General features: G+C 60.7%; 16 protein-coding genes. 14 read left to right on the top strand and 2 right to left on the bottom strand.

The window, feature by feature from the left end; all coding sequences use genetic code 11:
- The first annotated feature begins 35 nt into the window (after positions 1 to 35).
- The 7 genes from alc (at position 36) to ELQ88_RS10740 (ending at position 6672) form a co-directional block, all read left to right on the top strand.
- Entirely contained in the window at positions 36 to 1031 is a 996-nt protein-coding gene (gene alc / locus ELQ88_RS10775; RefSeq protein ID WP_128871834.1) for an allantoicase, read from the top strand.
- Between the two features lie 132 nt (positions 1032 to 1163).
- Positions 1164 to 1667 (top strand): ureidoglycolate lyase, encoded by a 504-nt coding sequence (locus ELQ88_RS10765; RefSeq protein ID WP_128871833.1) that lies wholly within the window; start codon positions 1164 to 1166, stop codon positions 1665 to 1667.
- A 50-nt stretch (positions 1668 to 1717) separates the two neighbouring features.
- Positions 1718 to 3022, top strand: a complete 1305-nt coding sequence (locus ELQ88_RS10760; RefSeq protein ID WP_128871832.1) for a urate hydroxylase PuuD — start codon at positions 1718 to 1720, stop codon at positions 3020 to 3022.
- Between the two features lie 166 nt (positions 3023 to 3188).
- Complete coding sequence (locus ELQ88_RS10755) at positions 3189 to 4547, top strand: nucleobase:cation symporter-2 family protein (RefSeq protein ID WP_128871831.1); 1359 nt, start codon at positions 3189 to 3191, stop codon at positions 4545 to 4547.
- Between the two features lie 178 nt (positions 4548 to 4725).
- Positions 4726 to 5511: an outer membrane protein OmpK gene (locus ELQ88_RS10750; RefSeq protein ID WP_138964964.1), complete on the top strand. Its 786-nt coding sequence runs from the start codon at positions 4726 to 4728 to the stop codon at positions 5509 to 5511.
- 1 nt (position 5512) lies between these two features.
- The gene (locus tag ELQ88_RS10745) at positions 5513 to 5890 is read left to right on the top strand and encodes a hypothetical protein (protein WP_138964962.1); all 378 of its coding nucleotides are present in this window, start codon (positions 5513 to 5515) and stop codon (positions 5888 to 5890) included.
- On the top strand, positions 5887 to 6672 hold the full coding sequence (locus ELQ88_RS10740) for an outer membrane protein OmpK (protein ID WP_128871828.1): 786 nt from the start codon (positions 5887 to 5889) through the stop codon (positions 6670 to 6672). The genes ELQ88_RS10745 and ELQ88_RS10740 overlap by 4 nt, the downstream gene beginning before the upstream one ends.
- Before the next feature lie 141 nt (positions 6673 to 6813).
- Here ELQ88_RS10740 and ELQ88_RS10735 read toward each other — a convergent pair whose 3' ends face one another.
- Both ELQ88_RS10735 and ELQ88_RS10730 read right to left on the bottom strand, forming a co-directional pair.
- Positions 6814 to 7986 (bottom strand): patatin-like phospholipase family protein, encoded by a 1173-nt coding sequence (locus tag ELQ88_RS10735; protein WP_138964961.1) that lies wholly within the window; start codon positions 7984 to 7986, stop codon positions 6814 to 6816.
- A 159-nt stretch (positions 7987 to 8145) separates the two neighbouring features.
- The gene (locus ELQ88_RS10730) at positions 8146 to 9078 is read right to left on the bottom strand and encodes a lipid A biosynthesis lauroyl acyltransferase (RefSeq protein WP_128871827.1); all 933 of its coding nucleotides are present in this window, start codon (positions 9076 to 9078) and stop codon (positions 8146 to 8148) included.
- A 117-nt stretch (positions 9079 to 9195) separates the two neighbouring features.
- Here ELQ88_RS10730 and minC point away from each other — a divergent pair, with 117 nt between their 5' ends.
- The 7 genes from minC to ELQ88_RS10695 all read left to right on the top strand — a co-directional run bounded on the left by minC (position 9196) and on the right by ELQ88_RS10695 (position 16093).
- Positions 9196 to 9933 carry a septum site-determining protein MinC gene (gene minC / locus ELQ88_RS10725; RefSeq protein WP_128871826.1) on the top strand — a complete coding sequence of 246 codons (738 nt, stop codon included), beginning with the start codon at positions 9196 to 9198 and terminating at the stop codon, positions 9931 to 9933.
- 201 nt (positions 9934 to 10134) lie between these two features.
- Complete coding sequence (gene minD, locus ELQ88_RS10720; RefSeq protein ID WP_128871825.1) at positions 10135 to 10947, top strand: septum site-determining protein MinD; 813 nt, start codon at positions 10135 to 10137, stop codon at positions 10945 to 10947.
- The gene (gene minE, locus ELQ88_RS10715) at positions 10947 to 11201 is read left to right on the top strand and encodes a cell division topological specificity factor MinE (RefSeq protein ID WP_007944431.1); all 255 of its coding nucleotides are present in this window, start codon (positions 10947 to 10949) and stop codon (positions 11199 to 11201) included. Before minD ends, minE begins: the two co-directional genes overlap by 1 nt.
- Before the next feature lie 178 nt (positions 11202 to 11379).
- Positions 11380 to 12015: an RluA family pseudouridine synthase gene (locus tag ELQ88_RS10710; RefSeq protein ID WP_128871824.1), complete on the top strand. Its 636-nt coding sequence runs from the start codon at positions 11380 to 11382 to the stop codon at positions 12013 to 12015.
- A 197-nt stretch (positions 12016 to 12212) separates the two neighbouring features.
- On the top strand, positions 12213 to 13502 hold the full coding sequence (locus ELQ88_RS10700) for a M18 family aminopeptidase (protein WP_128871823.1): 1290 nt from the start codon (positions 12213 to 12215) through the stop codon (positions 13500 to 13502).
- A gap of 180 nt (positions 13503 to 13682) precedes the next feature.
- The gene (locus ELQ88_RS34285) at positions 13683 to 13859 is read left to right on the top strand and encodes a hypothetical protein (RefSeq protein ID WP_178084680.1); all 177 of its coding nucleotides are present in this window, start codon (positions 13683 to 13685) and stop codon (positions 13857 to 13859) included.
- 77 nt (positions 13860 to 13936) lie between these two features.
- Positions 13937 to 16093, top strand: a complete 2157-nt coding sequence (locus ELQ88_RS10695) for a mechanosensitive ion channel domain-containing protein (protein WP_138964959.1) — start codon at positions 13937 to 13939, stop codon at positions 16091 to 16093.
- Positions 16094 to 16290 lie beyond the last annotated feature (197 nt).

Genomic DNA, 16290 nt, shown 5'->3' with positions numbered 1-16290 from the left:
TCCCAAGCCAACTTAATAAAAGGCAGACTAGAAGAATGAAAGCTTACGCCGTACCTTTCGAGAAGTTCGTCAACCTGGCCGACGCCCGCCTGGGCACCAAAATCATCTCGGTCACCGATGATTGGTTCGCTGATGCCAACCGCCTGTTCCAGCCGACCCCGGCGGTGTGGAAGGAGGGCGTGTTCGATGACAACGGCAAGTGGATGGACGGCTGGGAATCGCGCCGCAAGCGCTTCGAAGGCTACGACAGCGCCGTGATCCGCCTGGGCGTACCGGGTTCGATCAAAGGCGTGGACATCGACACTTCATTCTTCACCGGCAACTTCCCGCCGTCGGCCTCCCTGGAAGCGTGCTTCCTGGCCTCGGGCGAGCCGGACGCTAACACCCAGTGGACTGAAGTGCTGTCGGCCGTCGAGCTGCAGGGCAACAGCCACCACTACCACGAAATCAGCAACGACAAGGCGTTCAGCCACCTGCGTTTCAACATCTACCCGGATGGCGGCGTGGCCCGTCTGCGCGTGTACGGCATTCCATTCCGCGACTGGTCCGCTGTCGGCGACAACGAGCAAATCGACCTGGCCGCAGCCCTTAACGGTGGCCGCGCCCTCGCCTGCTCCGACGAACACTTCGGGCGCATGAGCAACATCCTCAACCCGGGTCGCGGCATCAACATGGGCGACGGCTGGGAAACCGCACGTCGTCGTACGCCAGGCAATGACTGGGTGATCGTCGCGCTGGGTCATGCCGGCGAGATCGAGAAAGTCATCGTCGACACCCTGCACTTCAAGGGCAACTACCCGGACACGTGCTCGATCCAGGGCGCGTTCGTCAAAGGCGGCACCGACAGCCAGATCGAAACCCAATCGCTGTTCTGGCGCGAACTGCTGCCGGCGCAGAAACTGGAAATGCACGCCGAACACACCTTCGCCGAGCAGATCAAGGCGCTGGGCCCGATTACCCACATCCGCCTGAACGTGTTCCCGGATGGTGGTGTGAGCCGCCTGCGGGTTCTGGGCAAGGTCGCGAAGTAATGCTGAGCCTGTAGGAGCCGGCTTGCCGGCGAAGGCGTCTGTATAGGCGGTGCAAGGCTTAAGGCCGCCTTCGCTGGCAAGCCAGCTCCTACAAAAGCAGCACCCCACACATTTGAGATTAAGAAGACCAGCATGCGCACACTGACGATTGAACCGCTGACCAAAGAAGCTTTCGCCCCTTTCGGTGACGTGATCGAAACCGACGGCAGCGATCACTTCATGATCAACAACGGTTCGACGATGCGCTTCCATAAACTGGCAACGGTGGAAACCGCCACGCCAGAGGACAACGCGATCATCAGCATCTTCCGCGCCGACGCGCAGGACATGCCGCTGACCGTCTGCATGCTGGAGCGTCACCCGCTGGGCAGCCAGGCTTTCATTCCGCTGCTCGGCAACCCCTTTCTGATCGTGGTCGCGCCACTTGGCGATGAACCTGTATCGGGCTTGGTCCGCGCCTTCCTCACCAACGGCAGGCAGGGCATTAATTACCATCGCGGCGTTTGGCACCATCCGGTGCTGACGATCGAAAAGCGGGATGACTTCCTGGTGGTTGATCGCAGTGGCACAGGCAATAACTGCGATGAGCATTTTTTCAAAGAGGATGAGCGTTTGATCCTCGCCCCCCACCAATAAGAGAAGGTCCGATCACGCGACATAAGCGTGACGGGCGAGAGGTAAGGACTGTGGAAGCACATCTGTTGGAATGGCTGAACCTCAGCGTGCGCTGGGTTCACATGATTACTGGCGTGGCCTGGATCGGTGCGTCGTTCTATTTCGTCTGGCTGGAGAACAACCTCAACCGCGTCAACCCGAAAAACGGCCTGGCCGGCGACTTGTGGGCGATCCACGGCGGCGGCATCTATCACCTGGAAAAATACAAACTGGCCCCACCGACCATGCCGGACAACCTGCACTGGTTCAAATGGGAAGCCTACTTCACCTGGTTGTCGGGGATCGCGCTGCTGTGCGTGGTGTTCTATTCCAACCCGACGCTGTACCTGCTGGCACCGGGCAGCACCCTGAGCGGTCCCGAAGGCGTGGCCATCGGTCTTGGCTCGTTGTTCATCGGCTGGTTCATCTACTCCTTCCTCTGCGACTCGGCCCTGGGCAAGCGCCCTGCCCTGCTGGGTTTCATCCTGTTCGTGCTGATCATCGGCGCCGCCTACGGCTTCAGCAAGGTGTTCAGCGGTCGTGGCGCGTACCTGCACGTCGGCGCGATCATCGGCACCATCATGGTCGGCAACGTGTTCCGCATCATCATGCCCGCGCAACGGGCACTGGTGGCGGCGATCGCCGAGAACCGCACGCCCGATCCGGCGCTGCCGGCCAAAGGCCTGCTGCGTTCGCGTCACAACAACTACTTCACCTTGCCAGTGCTGTTCATCATGATCAGCAACCACTTCCCGAGCACCTACGGTAGCCAGTACAACTGGCTGATCCTGGCCGGGATCGCGGTACTGGCGGTGTTGGTGCGTCACTACTTCAACACCCGTCACGACAGCCACAAATATGCCTGGACCCTGCCCGTGGCAGCGGTGGGCATGATTTGCCTGGCCTACGTGTCCGGTCCGAAGCCGATGTCCAGCGCCCCTGAAGTGGCCAACGCCCCGGCGAAGATCGAATACCAGCCTCTGCCGGAAACAGCAGTGGGCGGTGGTTTGAAACCGGCTGACGCAAAACCGGCCGAAGCGCCTGCCGCCGCACCGGCGCAAGCGTCCAACGCAGGTCCTGGCTTTGACAAGGTGCATAACGTGATCCAGGAACGCTGCACGGTCTGCCATTCGGCCAAGCCGACCAGCCCGCTGTTCAGCGCCGCACCGGCTGGCGTGATGTTCGACACCCCCGAGCAGATCCGCCAGAACGCCGCGCGGATCCAGGCGCAAGCCGTCACCAGCCAGATCATGCCACTGGGCAACATCACCCAGATGACCCAGCAGGAACGTGACCTGATCGGTGCGTGGATTGTGCAGGGTGCTCCTACCCAATAATCGTTGAAAAGCTTCGCCGGCAAGCCAGCTCCTACAGGTCATGCAAAACCCTGTAGGAGCTGGCTTGCCGGCGATTGGCCGCGCTGCGGTCCACCTGATTCAAAAAACAGCTGCCAGCAGCACTGCGGCTGTCAATCACAAGAATAAAAAAGATCCGAGGTGTTGCATGTCCGAGCTATCCGAAGCGCGCATCCCCGACGCACCCGCCATTCAACGTTTGCCCCTGTTGCAACTGATCCTGGTCGGCCTGCAACACGTTTTGCTGATGTACGGCGGAGCCATCGCCGTGCCGCTGATCATCGGTCAGGCCGCTGGTCTGAGCCGTGAAGAAATCGCCTTCCTGATCAACGCCGACCTGCTGGTCGCCGGGATCGCCACCATCGTGCAATCGCTGGGCATCGGCCCGATGGGCATCCGCATGCCGGTGATGATGGGCGCCAGTTTCGCGGCAGTCGGCAGCATGGTGGCGATGGCCGGCATGCCGGGCATCGGCATGCAGGGAATCTTCGGCGCGACCATCGCCGCCGGGTTCTTCGGCATGCTCATCGCGCCGTTCATGTCCAAAGTCGTGCGTTTCTTCCCGCCGCTGGTCACCGGCACGGTCATCACCTCGATCGGTTTGTCGCTGTTTCCCGTGGCGGTGAACTGGGCCGGTGGCGGTGCTGGCGCCGCACAATTCGGCTCGCCGATTTACCTGGCCATCGCGGCCCTGGTACTGGCCACCATTCTGCTGGTTCATCGCTTCATGCGCGGTTTCTGGGTCAACATTTCCGTGCTGATCGGCATGTGCCTGGGCTACGTGATCTGCGGCTTGATCGGCATGGTCGACCTCAGCGGCATGGCCCAGGCGCCGTGGCTGCAAATCGTCACCCCGTTGCATTTCGGCATGCCGAAGTTTGAGCTCGCGCCGATCCTTTCGATGTGCCTGGTGGTGGTGATCATCTTTGTCGAGTCCACCGGGATGTTCCTCGCGCTGGGCAAGATCACCGGCCAGGAAGTCTGCCCGCGGATGCTGCGTCGCGGTCTGCTCTGTGATGCCGGCGCCTCGTTTTTCGCCGGGTTCTTCAACACCTTCACCCACTCCTCGTTCGCGCAGAACATCGGCCTGGTGCAGATGACCGGCGTGCGCTGCCGCTCGGTGACGATTGTCGCCGGCGGTTTGCTGGTGGTGCTGAGCCTGCTGCCGAAAGCGGCATTCCTGGTGGCGTCGATTCCACCGGCGGTATTGGGCGGTGCGGCCATTGCCATGTTCGGCATGGTCGCCGCCACCGGCATCAAGATTCTCCAGGAAGCCGACATCGGTGACCGTCGCAATCAGTTGCTGGTGGCCGTCAGCATCGGCATGGGGTTGATCCCGGTGGTGCGTCCGGAATTTTTCGCCCACCTGCCGCTGTGGATGAGCCCGATCACCCACAGCGGCATTGCGATGGCCACGCTGAGTGCGCTGTCGCTGAACCTGCTGTTCAACATCCTCGGTGGCGCCGAACGCGCGGCCATCAACGACTGCCACGCTCCCCCACACTGACACCACAACCCCCTGTAGGAGCCGGCTTGCTGGCGAAAGCGGTGTGTCAGACGACATTGATGGCGGATTTGCCGGCCTCTTCGCTGGCAAGCCAGCTCCTACAAAAAAAGCCAGCCCCACCAGCCAGAGGTCAGTGGCTGCCTGTGCCTCGAACAATAACAACAAGAGGGAGCAACAGATGATCCGGACACACACAAGCGTACTGTTGAGCGGTGGTCTTTTGGCCGCCAGCCAGGCCATGGCCGGCGATCTGCTGCTGTGGCAGACCAACAGCCTGAGCTACCTGTACGGCAAGCACTTCGCGATCAACCCGGCGATCCAGCAGACGGTGACGTTCGAACATGCCGACAGATGGAAATATGGCGACAACTTCCTGTTCGTCGACAAGGTCTTCTACAACGGCGAACAAGACCGCAGCAAAGGCCGCCACGCCTTTTACGGCGAGTTCAGCCCGCGTCTGTCCTTGGGCAAGATCCTCGACCGCCGCTTCGAATACGGCCCGATCAAGGATGTGTTGCTGGCCATGACTTACGAGTATGGCGAAGGCGAAAGCGAGGCCTACCTGATCGGCCCCGGCTTCGACCTCGCTGTGCCGGGCTTCAACTATTTCACCCTCAATTTCTATCACCGCCAGACCGAAGGCCCGCGCCCCGGCGACGGTGTCTGGCAGATCACACCCGCTTGGTCCTACAGCATTCCACTGGGCAAATCGGACCTGTTGATCGATGGTTATCTGGACTGGGTGGTGGACAACGATCAGAACTCGCGCGGCACCTACCACGCCAACCTGCACATCAACCCGCAGATCAAATATGACCTCGGCAAAGCCCTGGGTTGGGGCCAGAAGCAGTTCTATGTCGGCACCGAATACAGCTACTGGAAAAACAAGTACGGGGTCGAAAACAGTTCGAACCTGGACACTAATGAAAGCACTGCCAGCCTGCTGGTGAAGGTGCATTTCTAACATGGCCCGCAACCGTACCCCCAGCCTGCGGTCGGTGCGCTGTTGCGGGGCACTTGAGACCAGGCCAAGGAGTCAGTATTCTCCGCGGCCGCCCGAATCCGCTTTAAAAAAAAGCCCGGATTTAATTCCTGACCAGAAAGCCAACTTATCCCGGCTCTGGACGGTATCAAGGCCATCCAAAACTCCTCTCAATCGACTGTTTTCGAGCAGCCGAGCGGGAGTTTTTGTGCGTTGCGAAAGCCTTGGCGCAGCGCTTGCCAACAGCGATAAAGCTGACCGATTGGACGAATTTTTACAGCTTGAGAAAAAGGTGCCAGACCAGAGCGCCGACCTTAGAAAAATAACGTGGAACACCAACTTTTTGGGAGCAACCGAATGAAACGTACGTGCACTAGCCTGATGCTCGCGGGATCTTTGCTGGCCGGTGGCCAGGCCATGGCCGGCGACTTGCTGCAATGGCAGAACAACAGCCTGACCTATCTGTATGGCAAGGACTTCCAGGTCAACCCGCGCATTCAGCAGACCGTCACCTTCGAACATGCCGACGCCTGGACCTATGGGGATAACTTTTTCTTCGTCGACAAGATCTTCTACAACGGCGAAAAAGACTTCAATGCCGGCCCGAACACCTATTACGGTGAGTTCCAGCCGCGTATTTCCCTGGGCAAGGTCCTCGACCAGAAAATCGAATTCGGCCCGATCAAAGACGTCCTGCTGGCCATGACCTACGAGTTCGGTGAAGGCGATACCGAGTCCTACCTGATCGGCCCGGGTTTCGACCTGGCGATCCCGGGTTTCGACTACTTCCAGCTGAACTTCTATCAGCGCCACACCGAGGGCAGCCGTGCGGGCGACAACGTCTGGCAGATCACGCCGGTGTGGTCCTACACCATTCCCGTGGGCAACTCGAACATCCTGATCGATGGTTTCATGGACTGGGTGGTGGACAACGACTCCAACGCCAAAGGCGATTACCACGCCAACTTGCACTTCAACCCACAGGTTAAATATGACCTGGGTAAAGCGCTGAATTTTGGTGAGAAGCAGTTGTATGTTGGGGTCGAGTACGACTATTGGTCGGATAAGTACGGGATCAAGGATAGCCAGGTGTTCAAGACCGATCAGAGCACTACCAGCTTCCTGGTGAAGTTGCACTTCTGATCATTGCCTGGCGTGGCGTCTGTGAGGACGCCTTCGCGGGCAAGCCCGCTCCCACAGGGTTTGGTGTCGTACGCCAGTCAGGTGGACGACACAAAAACCCTGTGGGAGCGTGGCTTGCCCGCGATGGCCACGCCGCCGATCTCAAGCTGTAACCACAGGCTCCGCCAACCCGAGAAACCGGGATAACTCACCCCGCTTGGCCAACGCATCCCGCCGCCCCAGGTCAATCAACTCGCTGCAATACCCCGCCTCGAACAGCAGATAACTCAACACCCCCGCCCCGCTGGTCTTGGTCGCCCCCGGCCCGCGCAGGAACAGGCGCAGCGCCGCCGGTAATTCCTGGCGGTGGCGCGCGGCGATTTCGTCGATCGGCTGGCTCGGCGATATCACCAACACCTCTACCGGCGCCACGCCGAGCGCGCGGGTCGGGGTGCCGTCGGGCAGCAGATGACTGAACTGATTCAGACGCTGCAGCAACTCGATGTCGCTTTCCAGGCTGTCAATGAACGTGCTGTTGAGCATGTGCCCGCCGATCTGCGCCAGGGTCGGCTGCTGGCCGGTGTAGGCCCGTTGCAGCGGCTGCTGCGGGTCGACGCCGCGGGGGTTGCCGCTGACACCCACCACCAGGACGCGGCTGGCGCCCAGGTGCAGGGCCGGGCTGATCGGTGCCGATTGGCGTACCGCGCCATCGCCGAAATATTCTTCGCCGATTTTCACCGGGGCAAAGAGCAAGGGAATGGCGGAACTCGCCAGCAAATGTTCGACCGTCAACTGAGTCGGCACGCCGATTCGTCGATGGCGCAACCAGGCGTCGATGGTGCCGCCGCCCTGATAAAAGGTCACTGCCTGGCCGGACTCGTAACCGAACGCGGTCACCGCCACTGCCTGCAGCTGCTTCTGCGCGATGGCTTCGTCAATCCCGGTCATGTGCAGTTTGTCGTTGAGCAGTCCGCGCAGCGGCGAACTGTTGAGCAGGGCCACTGGAACCTGGGCGCCGATGCCCATCAGGTTGTGACTGACAAAACGGCTGGCCTGATGGATCACCCCGGGCCAGTCGCTGCGCAGTACCAGGTGACTGCGAAAGCCCTGCCAGAACGCGGTAAGCGCTTCGATGGCGCCGCGAAAATCCATCGCCCCACTGGCCAGGCTGACCGCGTTGATCGCCCCGGCCGACGTGCCGACGATCACTGGAAACGGATTGCTTGCCCCCACCGGCAGCAGTTCGGCAATCGCTGCCAGCACACCGACCTGATAGGCCGCCCGGGCCCCGCCACCGGAAAGAATCAAGCCTGTGACCGGTTTAACAGGACTCATGGCAACACTCCAGGCTGCTGGATCGGATTGTCATTGCTCCAACCCTGTCTAATACAATACCTGTAGGAGCTGGCTTGCCAGCGAAAGCGGTGTATCAGCCAATGAAGATGTTGGATGAAAAATCGACTTCGCTGGCAAGCCAGCTCCTACAGGGATCGATCAATCGCGTTTTGCGTACAGTTTGGGCTCGCCCGGCGGACGGCTCTTGAAGCGGCGATGGGCCCACAGGTATTGCTGCGGACAGTCGCGCAACACGCCTTCGACCCACTGATTGATGCGAATGCAATCGGCCTCTTCGGACTCGCCGGGGAAACCTTCGAGCGGCGCATGGATCACCAGTCGATACCCGCTGCCATCCGCCAGGCGCTGCTGGGTGAACGGCACCACCAGCGCCTTGCCCAGCCGGGCAAACTTGCTGGTGGCCGTGACGGTCGCGGCCTGAATGCCGAACAGCGGCACGAAGATACTTTGCTTGGCGCCGTAGTCCTGGTCCGGTGCGTACCAGATGGCCCGGCCGGCCCGCAGCAGCTTGAGCATGCCACGCACATCGTCGCGCTCCACCGCCAGCGAGTCGAGGTTGTGCCGCTCGCGACCGCGGCGCTGGATGTAGTCGAACAACGGATTCTTGTGCTCGCGGTACATGCCATCGATGGTGTGTTGCTGGCCGAGCAGCGCCGCGCCGATTTCCAGCGTGGTGAAATGCACGGCCATCAGGATCACGCCCTTGCCTTCGCGTTGCGCCTTTTGCAAATGCTCCAGCCCTTCGACATGCGCCAGTTTCGCCAGGCGCTCGCGCGACCACCACCAGCTCATGGCCATCTCGAAGAAGGCGATGCCGGTGGAGGCGAAGTTTTCCTTGAGCAGGCGCTTGCGCTCGGCAGCGGTTTTTTCAGGGAAACACAGCTCGAGATTGCGCTTGGCTATGCGCCGTCGGTCGCCGGCCACTCGATACATCAATGCACCCAGGGCGCGACCGATACTCAGCAATGCCGGATACGGCAACTGGATAATCAGCCACAACAGCCCCAGCCCGCACCACAGCGGCCAGAAACGCGGAGAAATAAATGCTGTTCGAAAACGCGGGCGATCCATTAAAGCTTCCGTCAAGACAGTGGCCGGGCATTCTACATCGTTCGACCCGGCTTGCGGCCCGCGGGCGTTCTCGTTATAAGTCTCGGCACTTTTAGTGACAAGCCGTTGTATGCCGACATGAGCAAAATCGATCCGCTAGACCAAGATCCCGTGTTCCAGTTGAAGGGCAGCATGCTTGCCATCACGGTGCTGGAACTGGCCCGTAACGACCTCGAGAACCTCGATCGGCAACTGGCCGCCAAGGTGGCCCAGGCGCCTAACTTCTTCAGCAACGCGCCGTTGGTGCTGGCCCTGGACAAACTGCCGCCCCACGAAGGCGCCGTCGATCTGCCCGGCCTGATGCGCATTTGCCGCCAGCACGGCCTGCGCACCCTGGCGATCCGTGCCAGCCGCATCGAGGACATCGCCGCCGCCATCGCGGTCGACCTGCCGGTGCTGCCACCGTCCGGCGCCCGGGAACGCGCGCTGGACCCAAACGAAGGCGAGGTGAAGAAAAAACCGGAGAAACCGCCGGAGCCGACGATCAAGCCGACCAAGATCATCACGTCGCCGGTACGCGGTGGCCAGCAGATTTATGCCCAGGGTTGCGATCTGGTGGTGGTCTCGTCGGTCAGTCCCGGGGCGGAACTTCTCGCCGATGGGAACATCCATGTATACGGCCCGATGCGCGGTCGTGTGCTGGCCGGGGTCAAAGGCGACACCAAAGCCAGGATTTTCTGTCAGCAGATGAGCGCTGAACTAGTCTCCATTGCAGGCCATTACAAGGTGTCGGAGGACCTGCGTCGCGACCCTTTGTGGGGCTCGGGCGTGCAGGTCAGCCTGTCGGGCGATGTGTTGAACATCATTCGGCTTTAACGGATACTGCCGCATTTTCCAAGCATCTCTAAAACGTAGCGAAAACGGCTCAAACGAAGTAGGAAAAAGGCTACAAGCAGTGTTTACCGTAAGTAAGTGCCGCTCTGAACCGGATTCCAGCCAAGGCTGTCCGACTGCAGTAGTTTTTCAAGAGATGTTTTTCAGGGGCTAAAAGTCCTTTTTCCTTAGGGGTGAAACACCTTGGCCAAGATTCTCGTGGTTACATCCGGCAAGGGTGGTGTGGGTAAGACCACCACCAGCGCCGCTATCGGTACCGGCCTCGCTCTGCGTGGTCACAAAACAGTCATCGTCGACTTCGACGTCGGCTTGCGTAACCTCGACCTGATCATGGGTTGCGAACGTCGCGTGGTGTATGACTTCGTCAATGTCGTGAACGGCGAAGCCAACCTGCAGCAAGCGTTGATCAAAGACAAACGCCTGGAAAACCTCTACGTACTGGCCGCCAGTCAGACCCGCGACAAAGACGCGCTGACTGTCGAAGGCGTGGAAAAAGTCCTGATGGCGCTCAAGGCAGACTTTGAATTCGTTGTCTGCGACTCCCCGGCCGGTATCGAGAAAGGTGCTCACCTGGCGATGTACTTCGCCGATGAAGCGATCATCGTGACCAACCCGGAAGTGTCTTCGGTACGTGACTCGGACCGCATGCTCGGCCTGCTGGCCAGCAAGTCGCGCCGCGCTGAAAAGGGCGAAGATCCGATCAAGGAACATTTGCTGCTGACCCGTTACAACCCACAACGGGTCAGTGACGGCGAAATGCTCGGCGTCGAAGACGTCAAGGAAATCCTGGCGGTCACCCTGCTGGGTGTCATTCCGGAATCCCAGGCGGTTCTCAAGGCATCCAACTCCGGCGTGCCGGTAATCCTCGACGATCAGAGCGACGCCGGCCAGGCGTATAGCGATGCGGTCGATCGTCTGTTGGGTAAAACCGTGGAACATCGCTTCCTCGATGTCACGAAGAAGGGATTCTTCGAGCGCCTGTTTGGAGGTAGGTAATGAACATTTTTGACTTCTTTCGTGCCAACAAGAAGCCAAGTACCGCCTCGGTAGCGAAAGAGCGTCTACAGATCATCGTGGCGCATGAACGCGGCCAGCGCAGTACGCCGGACTACTTGCCAGCCTTGCAGAAGGAACTGGTGGAAGTGATCCGCAAGTACGTCAATATCGGGTCCGATGACGTGCACGTCGCTCTGGAAAACCAGGGCAGCTGCTCGATTCTGGAACTCAATATCACCCTGCCTGACCGCTAGTCGATCAGAAAGGAGCCACGGCGGCTCAGGCTCTTCGGGCCTTTGTGGGAGCGAGCTTGCTCGCGATGGTGTATCAGTCGACATCAATGTAGCTGACACACCTTCGCGAGCAAGCTCGCTCCTACAAAGGGCGTTGGAGGCCTGAGCCGCCGTTGGCGTTTGTTACGAGGCTGTTTTAATGCCGTTGTCCAACATCCGCATCATCCATCAGGACGCCGCCGTACTGGTGGTGGATAAGCCGACCCTGTTGCTCTCCGTCCCCGGCCGGGCTGACGACAACAAGGACTGCCTGATTACCCGCCTGCAAGAAAACGGCTACCCGGAAGCGCGAATCGTCCATCGACTGGATTGGGAAACGTCCGGCATCATTCTGCTGGCCCGTGATCCGGACACCCATCGCGAGCTGTCTCGGCAATTTCACGACCGTGAAACCGAAAAAGCCTACACCGCACTGTGCTGGGGTCAACCGGAACTCGACAGTGGCAGCATCGACCTCCCCCTGCGCTACGACCCGCCGACCAAACCACGCCACGTGGTGGACCATGAATTCGGCAAGCATGCCCTGACCTTCTGGCGCGTGCTGGAACGTTGCAGCGACTGGTGCCGCGTCGAGCTGACGCCGATCACCGGCCGCTCCCATCAACTGCGCGTGCACATGCTGTCCATCGGTCATCCGCTGCTGGGTGACGGGCTCTATGCACACGAACAGGCCCTGGCCGCCTGGCCGCGCCTGTGCCTGCACGCCAGCATGCTCAGCTTCACCCATCCGCAAACCGGCGAACGCTTGCGATTCGAATGCCCGGCACCGTTCTAGGCGGAACACACACCAACCTGCAGGAGCGGGCTTGCCCGCGAAGGCGGCGGCACAGGCAACATCATTGTTGAACTTGAGTCAGCTTTCGCGGGCAAGCCCGCTCCCACAGGGATCACCTGCAGACGCAACACCGTCAGCCCACCGCCAATTCTGTGACCAATACGTTAAACTGGCGCCATTGCTGTCTGGAGCTACTTATGCGCGAAGAGTTGAACCAAGGCCTGATCGACTTCCTCAAGGCCTCCCCTACCCCGTTTCATGCCACCGCCAGCCTGGTACAGCGCCTGGAAGCGGCGGGCTATCAACGCCTCGACGAGCGCGAGCCATGGACCACCGAAACCCATGGTCGCTACTACGTCACCCGTAACGACTCTTCGATCGTCGCCATCAAGATGGGCCGTCATTCGCCGCTGCACGGCGGGATTCGCCTGGTCGGCGCCCACACCGACAGCCCCTGCCTGCGGGTCAAGCCCCAGCCGGAACTGCAACGCCAGGGCTTCTGGCAACTGGGCGTGGAAGTCTATGGCGGCGCGCTGCTGGCGCCGTGGTTCGATCGTGACCTGTCGCTGGCCGGCCGCGTGACCTTCCGCCGTGACGGCAAGGTCGAGAGTCAGCTGGTCGACTTCAAGGCACCGATCGCCACGATCCCGAACCTGGCCATTCACCTCAATCGCGAAGCCAATATGGGTTGGGCCATCAACGCCCAGACCGAGCTGCCACCGATACTCGCGCAATTTGCCGGTGACGAACGGGTCGACTTCCGCGCCGTGCTCACCAACCAGCTCGCCCTGGAGCATGGGCTGAACGCCGACGTGGTGCTGGATTACGAGCTGAGCTTCTACGACACCCAAAGCGCTGCGATCATTGGCCTGCATGGCGACTTCATCGCCGGTGCGCGCCTGGACAACCTGCTGTCGTGCTACGCCGGCCTGCAAGCCTTGCTGACGACCGAGACCGACGAAACCTGCGTGCTGGTCTGCAATGACCACGAAGAAGTCGGCTCCAGCTCCGCCTGCGGTGCCGATGGCCCGATGCTCGAGCAAACCCTGCGCCGCCTGCTGCCTGAAGGTGATGAATTCGTAAGGACCATTCAGCGATCCCTGCTGGTCTCGGCCGACAATGCCCACGGCGTGCACCCCAACTACGCCGACAAGCACGACGCCAACCACGGCCCGAAACTCAATGCCGGCCCGGTGATCAAGGTCAACAGCAACCAGCGCTACGCCACCAACAGCGAAACCGCCGGGTTCTTCCGCCATCTGTGCATGGCCGAAGAAGTCCCGGTGCAGAGCTTCGTGGTGCGCAGCGACATGGGCTGCGGCTCGACCATCGGCCCGATCACCGCCAGCCACCTGGGCGTGCGCACCGTCGACATCGGCTTGCCGACGTTCGCCATGCACTCGATCCGCGAGCTGTGCGGCAGCCATGACCTGGCGCACCTGGTCAAGGTGCTGAGCGCGTTCTACGCCTGCCGCGAGTTGCCGTAGCCCCGCATTACCCTGTAGGAGCGAGCTTGCTCGCGAAGAACCTGAGAGCGCCCCGGGCTGTCAGGTTTCAAGCGTTATCGTTCAAGCCCATCGCGAGCAAGCTCGTTCCTACAGACATCACCTCCGGTTGCGCAAAAGCCACCTAGACTTCAATCATCCCCTTCGACAAGGCAGTCGCTCATGATCACGATGTCTTCGTTCCACGCCATGCTGATCCCGATCCTCGCCGGGATGATCTTACTGGCGATCGGCTTCAATTTTCGCGACAAGAACCTGGGCGTGTTCGCGATGTGGATCGGCATGCTGACGATTCTCGCCACCGTGGTGTTCAAGATCCTCGCCAAACTCAACGAATAAATCCTCTACCCCGGCTCGCATTGGTTTTGACAGGCTCGTACACTCGCTCGATCCGCTCATCCGAGGTTGACCGCCTAGTGTTCGCTCGTCTTTTTGCCCTGCCATCCCTCCTCCTCGTCTGCCTCATGACGCTGCTGCCGTTGGCCCCTGCCCAGGCAGTCGGCTTGCCGGGCATGCTCGGCGGTTCGGCGAAGTCCCAGCCAGAGGCGCAAGAACCCCTGGGGCAGTCCCTGGACGAAGTCATCAAGTCGCTGGAGAACGATCAGCAACGATCCAAGTTGCTGACCGACCTGAAAAAGCTGCGCGATGCCACCAAAAAGGCCCAACCCGCCACCGAACAGGGTGTGCTCGGGCTGATCGGTGGAACGCTTGCCAGTCTGGAGAAGCAGTTTTCCGGTGCAGACAGCCCGCTCACGCGCTGGTCCGAAGAGTACGATCTCGCCAAGGACGAACTGAACGCCTTGATCGTGCCGGCCAATGAATGGCTGCCGATCATCTTTGCCTTTGCCATGATTCTGATGGTCTGGAGCTTGCTCGCCGCCGTGCTTATCTGGCTCAGCCACCGTGTGCGCATGCGCTTCGGCCTGACCGAAGAGTTGCCGCAACATCCCAGCGCCCTGGACATGCTGCGCTTCGCCTTGCGCAAACTCGGGCCGTGGCTGATTGCGCTGGTGATGACGGTCTACATGAGCTACGCCCTGCCCTCGTCATTGGGTAAAAGCCTGGCCATGGTATTGGCGTATGCGCTGGTGGTCGGTACCTGTTTCTCCGCGATCTGCGTCATCGCTTTTTCCGTACTCGACGGACCGCACCGCCACCGCGCCCTGTATATCCTGCGCCACCAGGCCTTTCGGCCGTTGTGGCTGATCGGCAGCTTCGCCGCGTTCGGTGAAGCCTTGAGTGATCCGCGCCTGGTCGAAAGCCTCGGCACGCACCTGGCGCACACCGCGGCAACGATTGCCAATGTCCTGGCCGCGCTGTCCACCGGACTGTTCATTCTGCGCTTCCGGCGCCCTATCGCTCACCTGATCCGCAACCAGCCACTGTCCCGACGCCTGACCCGCCGCGCGCTCAGCGACACCATCGATATCCTCGGGACCTTCTGGTACATACCTGCCCTGGTGCTGGTGGGTATTTCGCTGTTCGCCACTTTTGTTTCAGCCGGCGACACCAGCACGGCGCTGCGCCAGTCGCTGATCTGCACCGTGCTGCTGGTGCTGTGCATGGTCATCAACGGGCTGGTGCGCCGCCACTCGCTCAAACCGCAGCGAGGCGTGAAGCGGCATGCGCTGTACTCCGATCGCCTGAAAAGCTTCTTCTACACCCTCGCCCATCTGCTGGTGTGGCTGGCATTCATCGAGCTCGGCCTGCGGGTCTGGGGCCTGTCGCTGATCGCCTTCACTGAAGGCGAAGGCCATGAAATCAGCGTCAAACTGTTCAGCCTCGGCGGCACGCTGATTTTTGCCTGGCTGATCTGGATTCTCAGCGACACCGCCGTGCACCACGCCCTCACCCGCTCGCGCAAAGGCCTGGCCAACGCCCGCGCGCAGACGATGATGCCGCTGATCCGCAACGTGCTGTTCGTGGCCATTTTCATCATCGCGCTGATCGTCGCCCTGGCCAACATGGGCATGAACGTCACGCCGCTGCTGGCCGGCGCCGGGGTGATCGGCCTGGCCATCGGTTTCGGTGCCCAGTCGCTGGTCGCCGACCTGATCACCGGGTTGTTCATCATCATCGAAGACTCCCTGGCCATCGACGACTACGTGGACGTCGGCGGCCACCTGGGCACCGTCGAAGGCCTGACCATCCGCACCGTGCGCCTGCGGGACATCGACGGCATCGTCCACACCATTCCGTTCAGCGAAATCAAAAGCATCAAGAACTACTCGCGGGAATTCGGCTACGCCATCTTCCGGGTGGCAGTGCCTTCGAACATGGACATCGATAACGCGATCAAACTGATGCGCGAAGTCGGGCAGAAGATCCGCACCGATCCGCTGCAACGGCGCAATATCTGGTCGCCACTGGAGATCCAGGGGGTCGAGAGTTTCGAGTCGGGCAATGCGATCCTGCGCGCCCGTTTCAAGACCGCGCCGATCAAGCAGTGGGAGGTGTCACGGGCGTTCAACCTGTCACTCAAGCGCCATCTGGATGAGGCCGGCTTCGATCTGGCGACGCCACGCATGAGTGTGCAAGTGATCACGGCCGGTGGCGGCCAGGTTCAGGAATAGCACTTAACGCCAGCACTCGGGTGACCTTCATCGATTCCCCCCCGACACCGCCACCCTTGTAGGAGCTGGCTTGCCAGCGAAGGCGGAGGGTCAGTTAATACATGTGTCGACTGACACACCGCTTTCGCTGGCAAGCCAGCTCCTACAGGGGACCGTGTTGGCACTGAAGCAAAAAAAACAACAATCATGGAGATTAC

The sequence above is a fragment of the Pseudomonas sp. MPC6 genome (assembly GCF_006094435.1).
In the GTDB taxonomy this organism is placed as follows: Bacteria; Pseudomonadota; Gammaproteobacteria; order Pseudomonadales; family Pseudomonadaceae; genus Aquipseudomonas.
The sequence above is the reverse complement of the archived record's forward strand: the minus strand, read 5'-3'. Positions and strand labels throughout refer to the sequence as shown.

What these genes read in the sequence shown, in the direction of transcription:
- alc (WP_128871834.1), top strand. Translation starts at nt 36, where the DNA reads ATGAAAGCTTACGCCGTACCTTTCGAGAAGTTCGTCAACCTGGCCGAC.
- ELQ88_RS10765 (WP_128871833.1), top strand. Translation starts at nt 1,164, where the DNA reads ATGCGCACACTGACGATTGAACCGCTGACCAAAGAAGCTTTCGCCCCT.
- ELQ88_RS10755 (WP_128871831.1), top strand. Translation starts at nt 3,189, where the DNA reads ATGTCCGAGCTATCCGAAGCGCGCATCCCCGACGCACCCGCCATTCAA.
- ELQ88_RS10750 (WP_138964964.1), top strand. Translation starts at nt 4,726, where the DNA reads ATGATCCGGACACACACAAGCGTACTGTTGAGCGGTGGTCTTTTGGCC.
- ELQ88_RS10745 (WP_138964962.1), top strand. Translation starts at nt 5,513, where the DNA reads ATGGCCCGCAACCGTACCCCCAGCCTGCGGTCGGTGCGCTGTTGCGGG.
- ELQ88_RS10740 (WP_128871828.1), top strand. Translation starts at nt 5,887, where the DNA reads ATGAAACGTACGTGCACTAGCCTGATGCTCGCGGGATCTTTGCTGGCC.
- ELQ88_RS10735 (WP_138964961.1), bottom strand. Translation starts at nt 7,986, where the DNA reads ATGAGTCCTGTTAAACCGGTCACAGGCTTGATTCTTTCCGGTGGCGGG.
- ELQ88_RS10730 (WP_128871827.1), bottom strand. Translation starts at nt 9,078, where the DNA reads ATGGATCGCCCGCGTTTTCGAACAGCATTTATTTCTCCGCGTTTCTGG.
- minC (WP_128871826.1), top strand. Translation starts at nt 9,196, where the DNA reads ATGAGCAAAATCGATCCGCTAGACCAAGATCCCGTGTTCCAGTTGAAG.
- minE (WP_007944431.1), top strand. Translation starts at nt 10,947, where the DNA reads ATGAACATTTTTGACTTCTTTCGTGCCAACAAGAAGCCAAGTACCGCC.
- ELQ88_RS10710 (WP_128871824.1), top strand. Translation starts at nt 11,380, where the DNA reads ATGCCGTTGTCCAACATCCGCATCATCCATCAGGACGCCGCCGTACTG.
- ELQ88_RS10700 (WP_128871823.1), top strand. Translation starts at nt 12,213, where the DNA reads ATGCGCGAAGAGTTGAACCAAGGCCTGATCGACTTCCTCAAGGCCTCC.
- ELQ88_RS34285 (WP_178084680.1), top strand. Translation starts at nt 13,683, where the DNA reads ATGATCACGATGTCTTCGTTCCACGCCATGCTGATCCCGATCCTCGCC.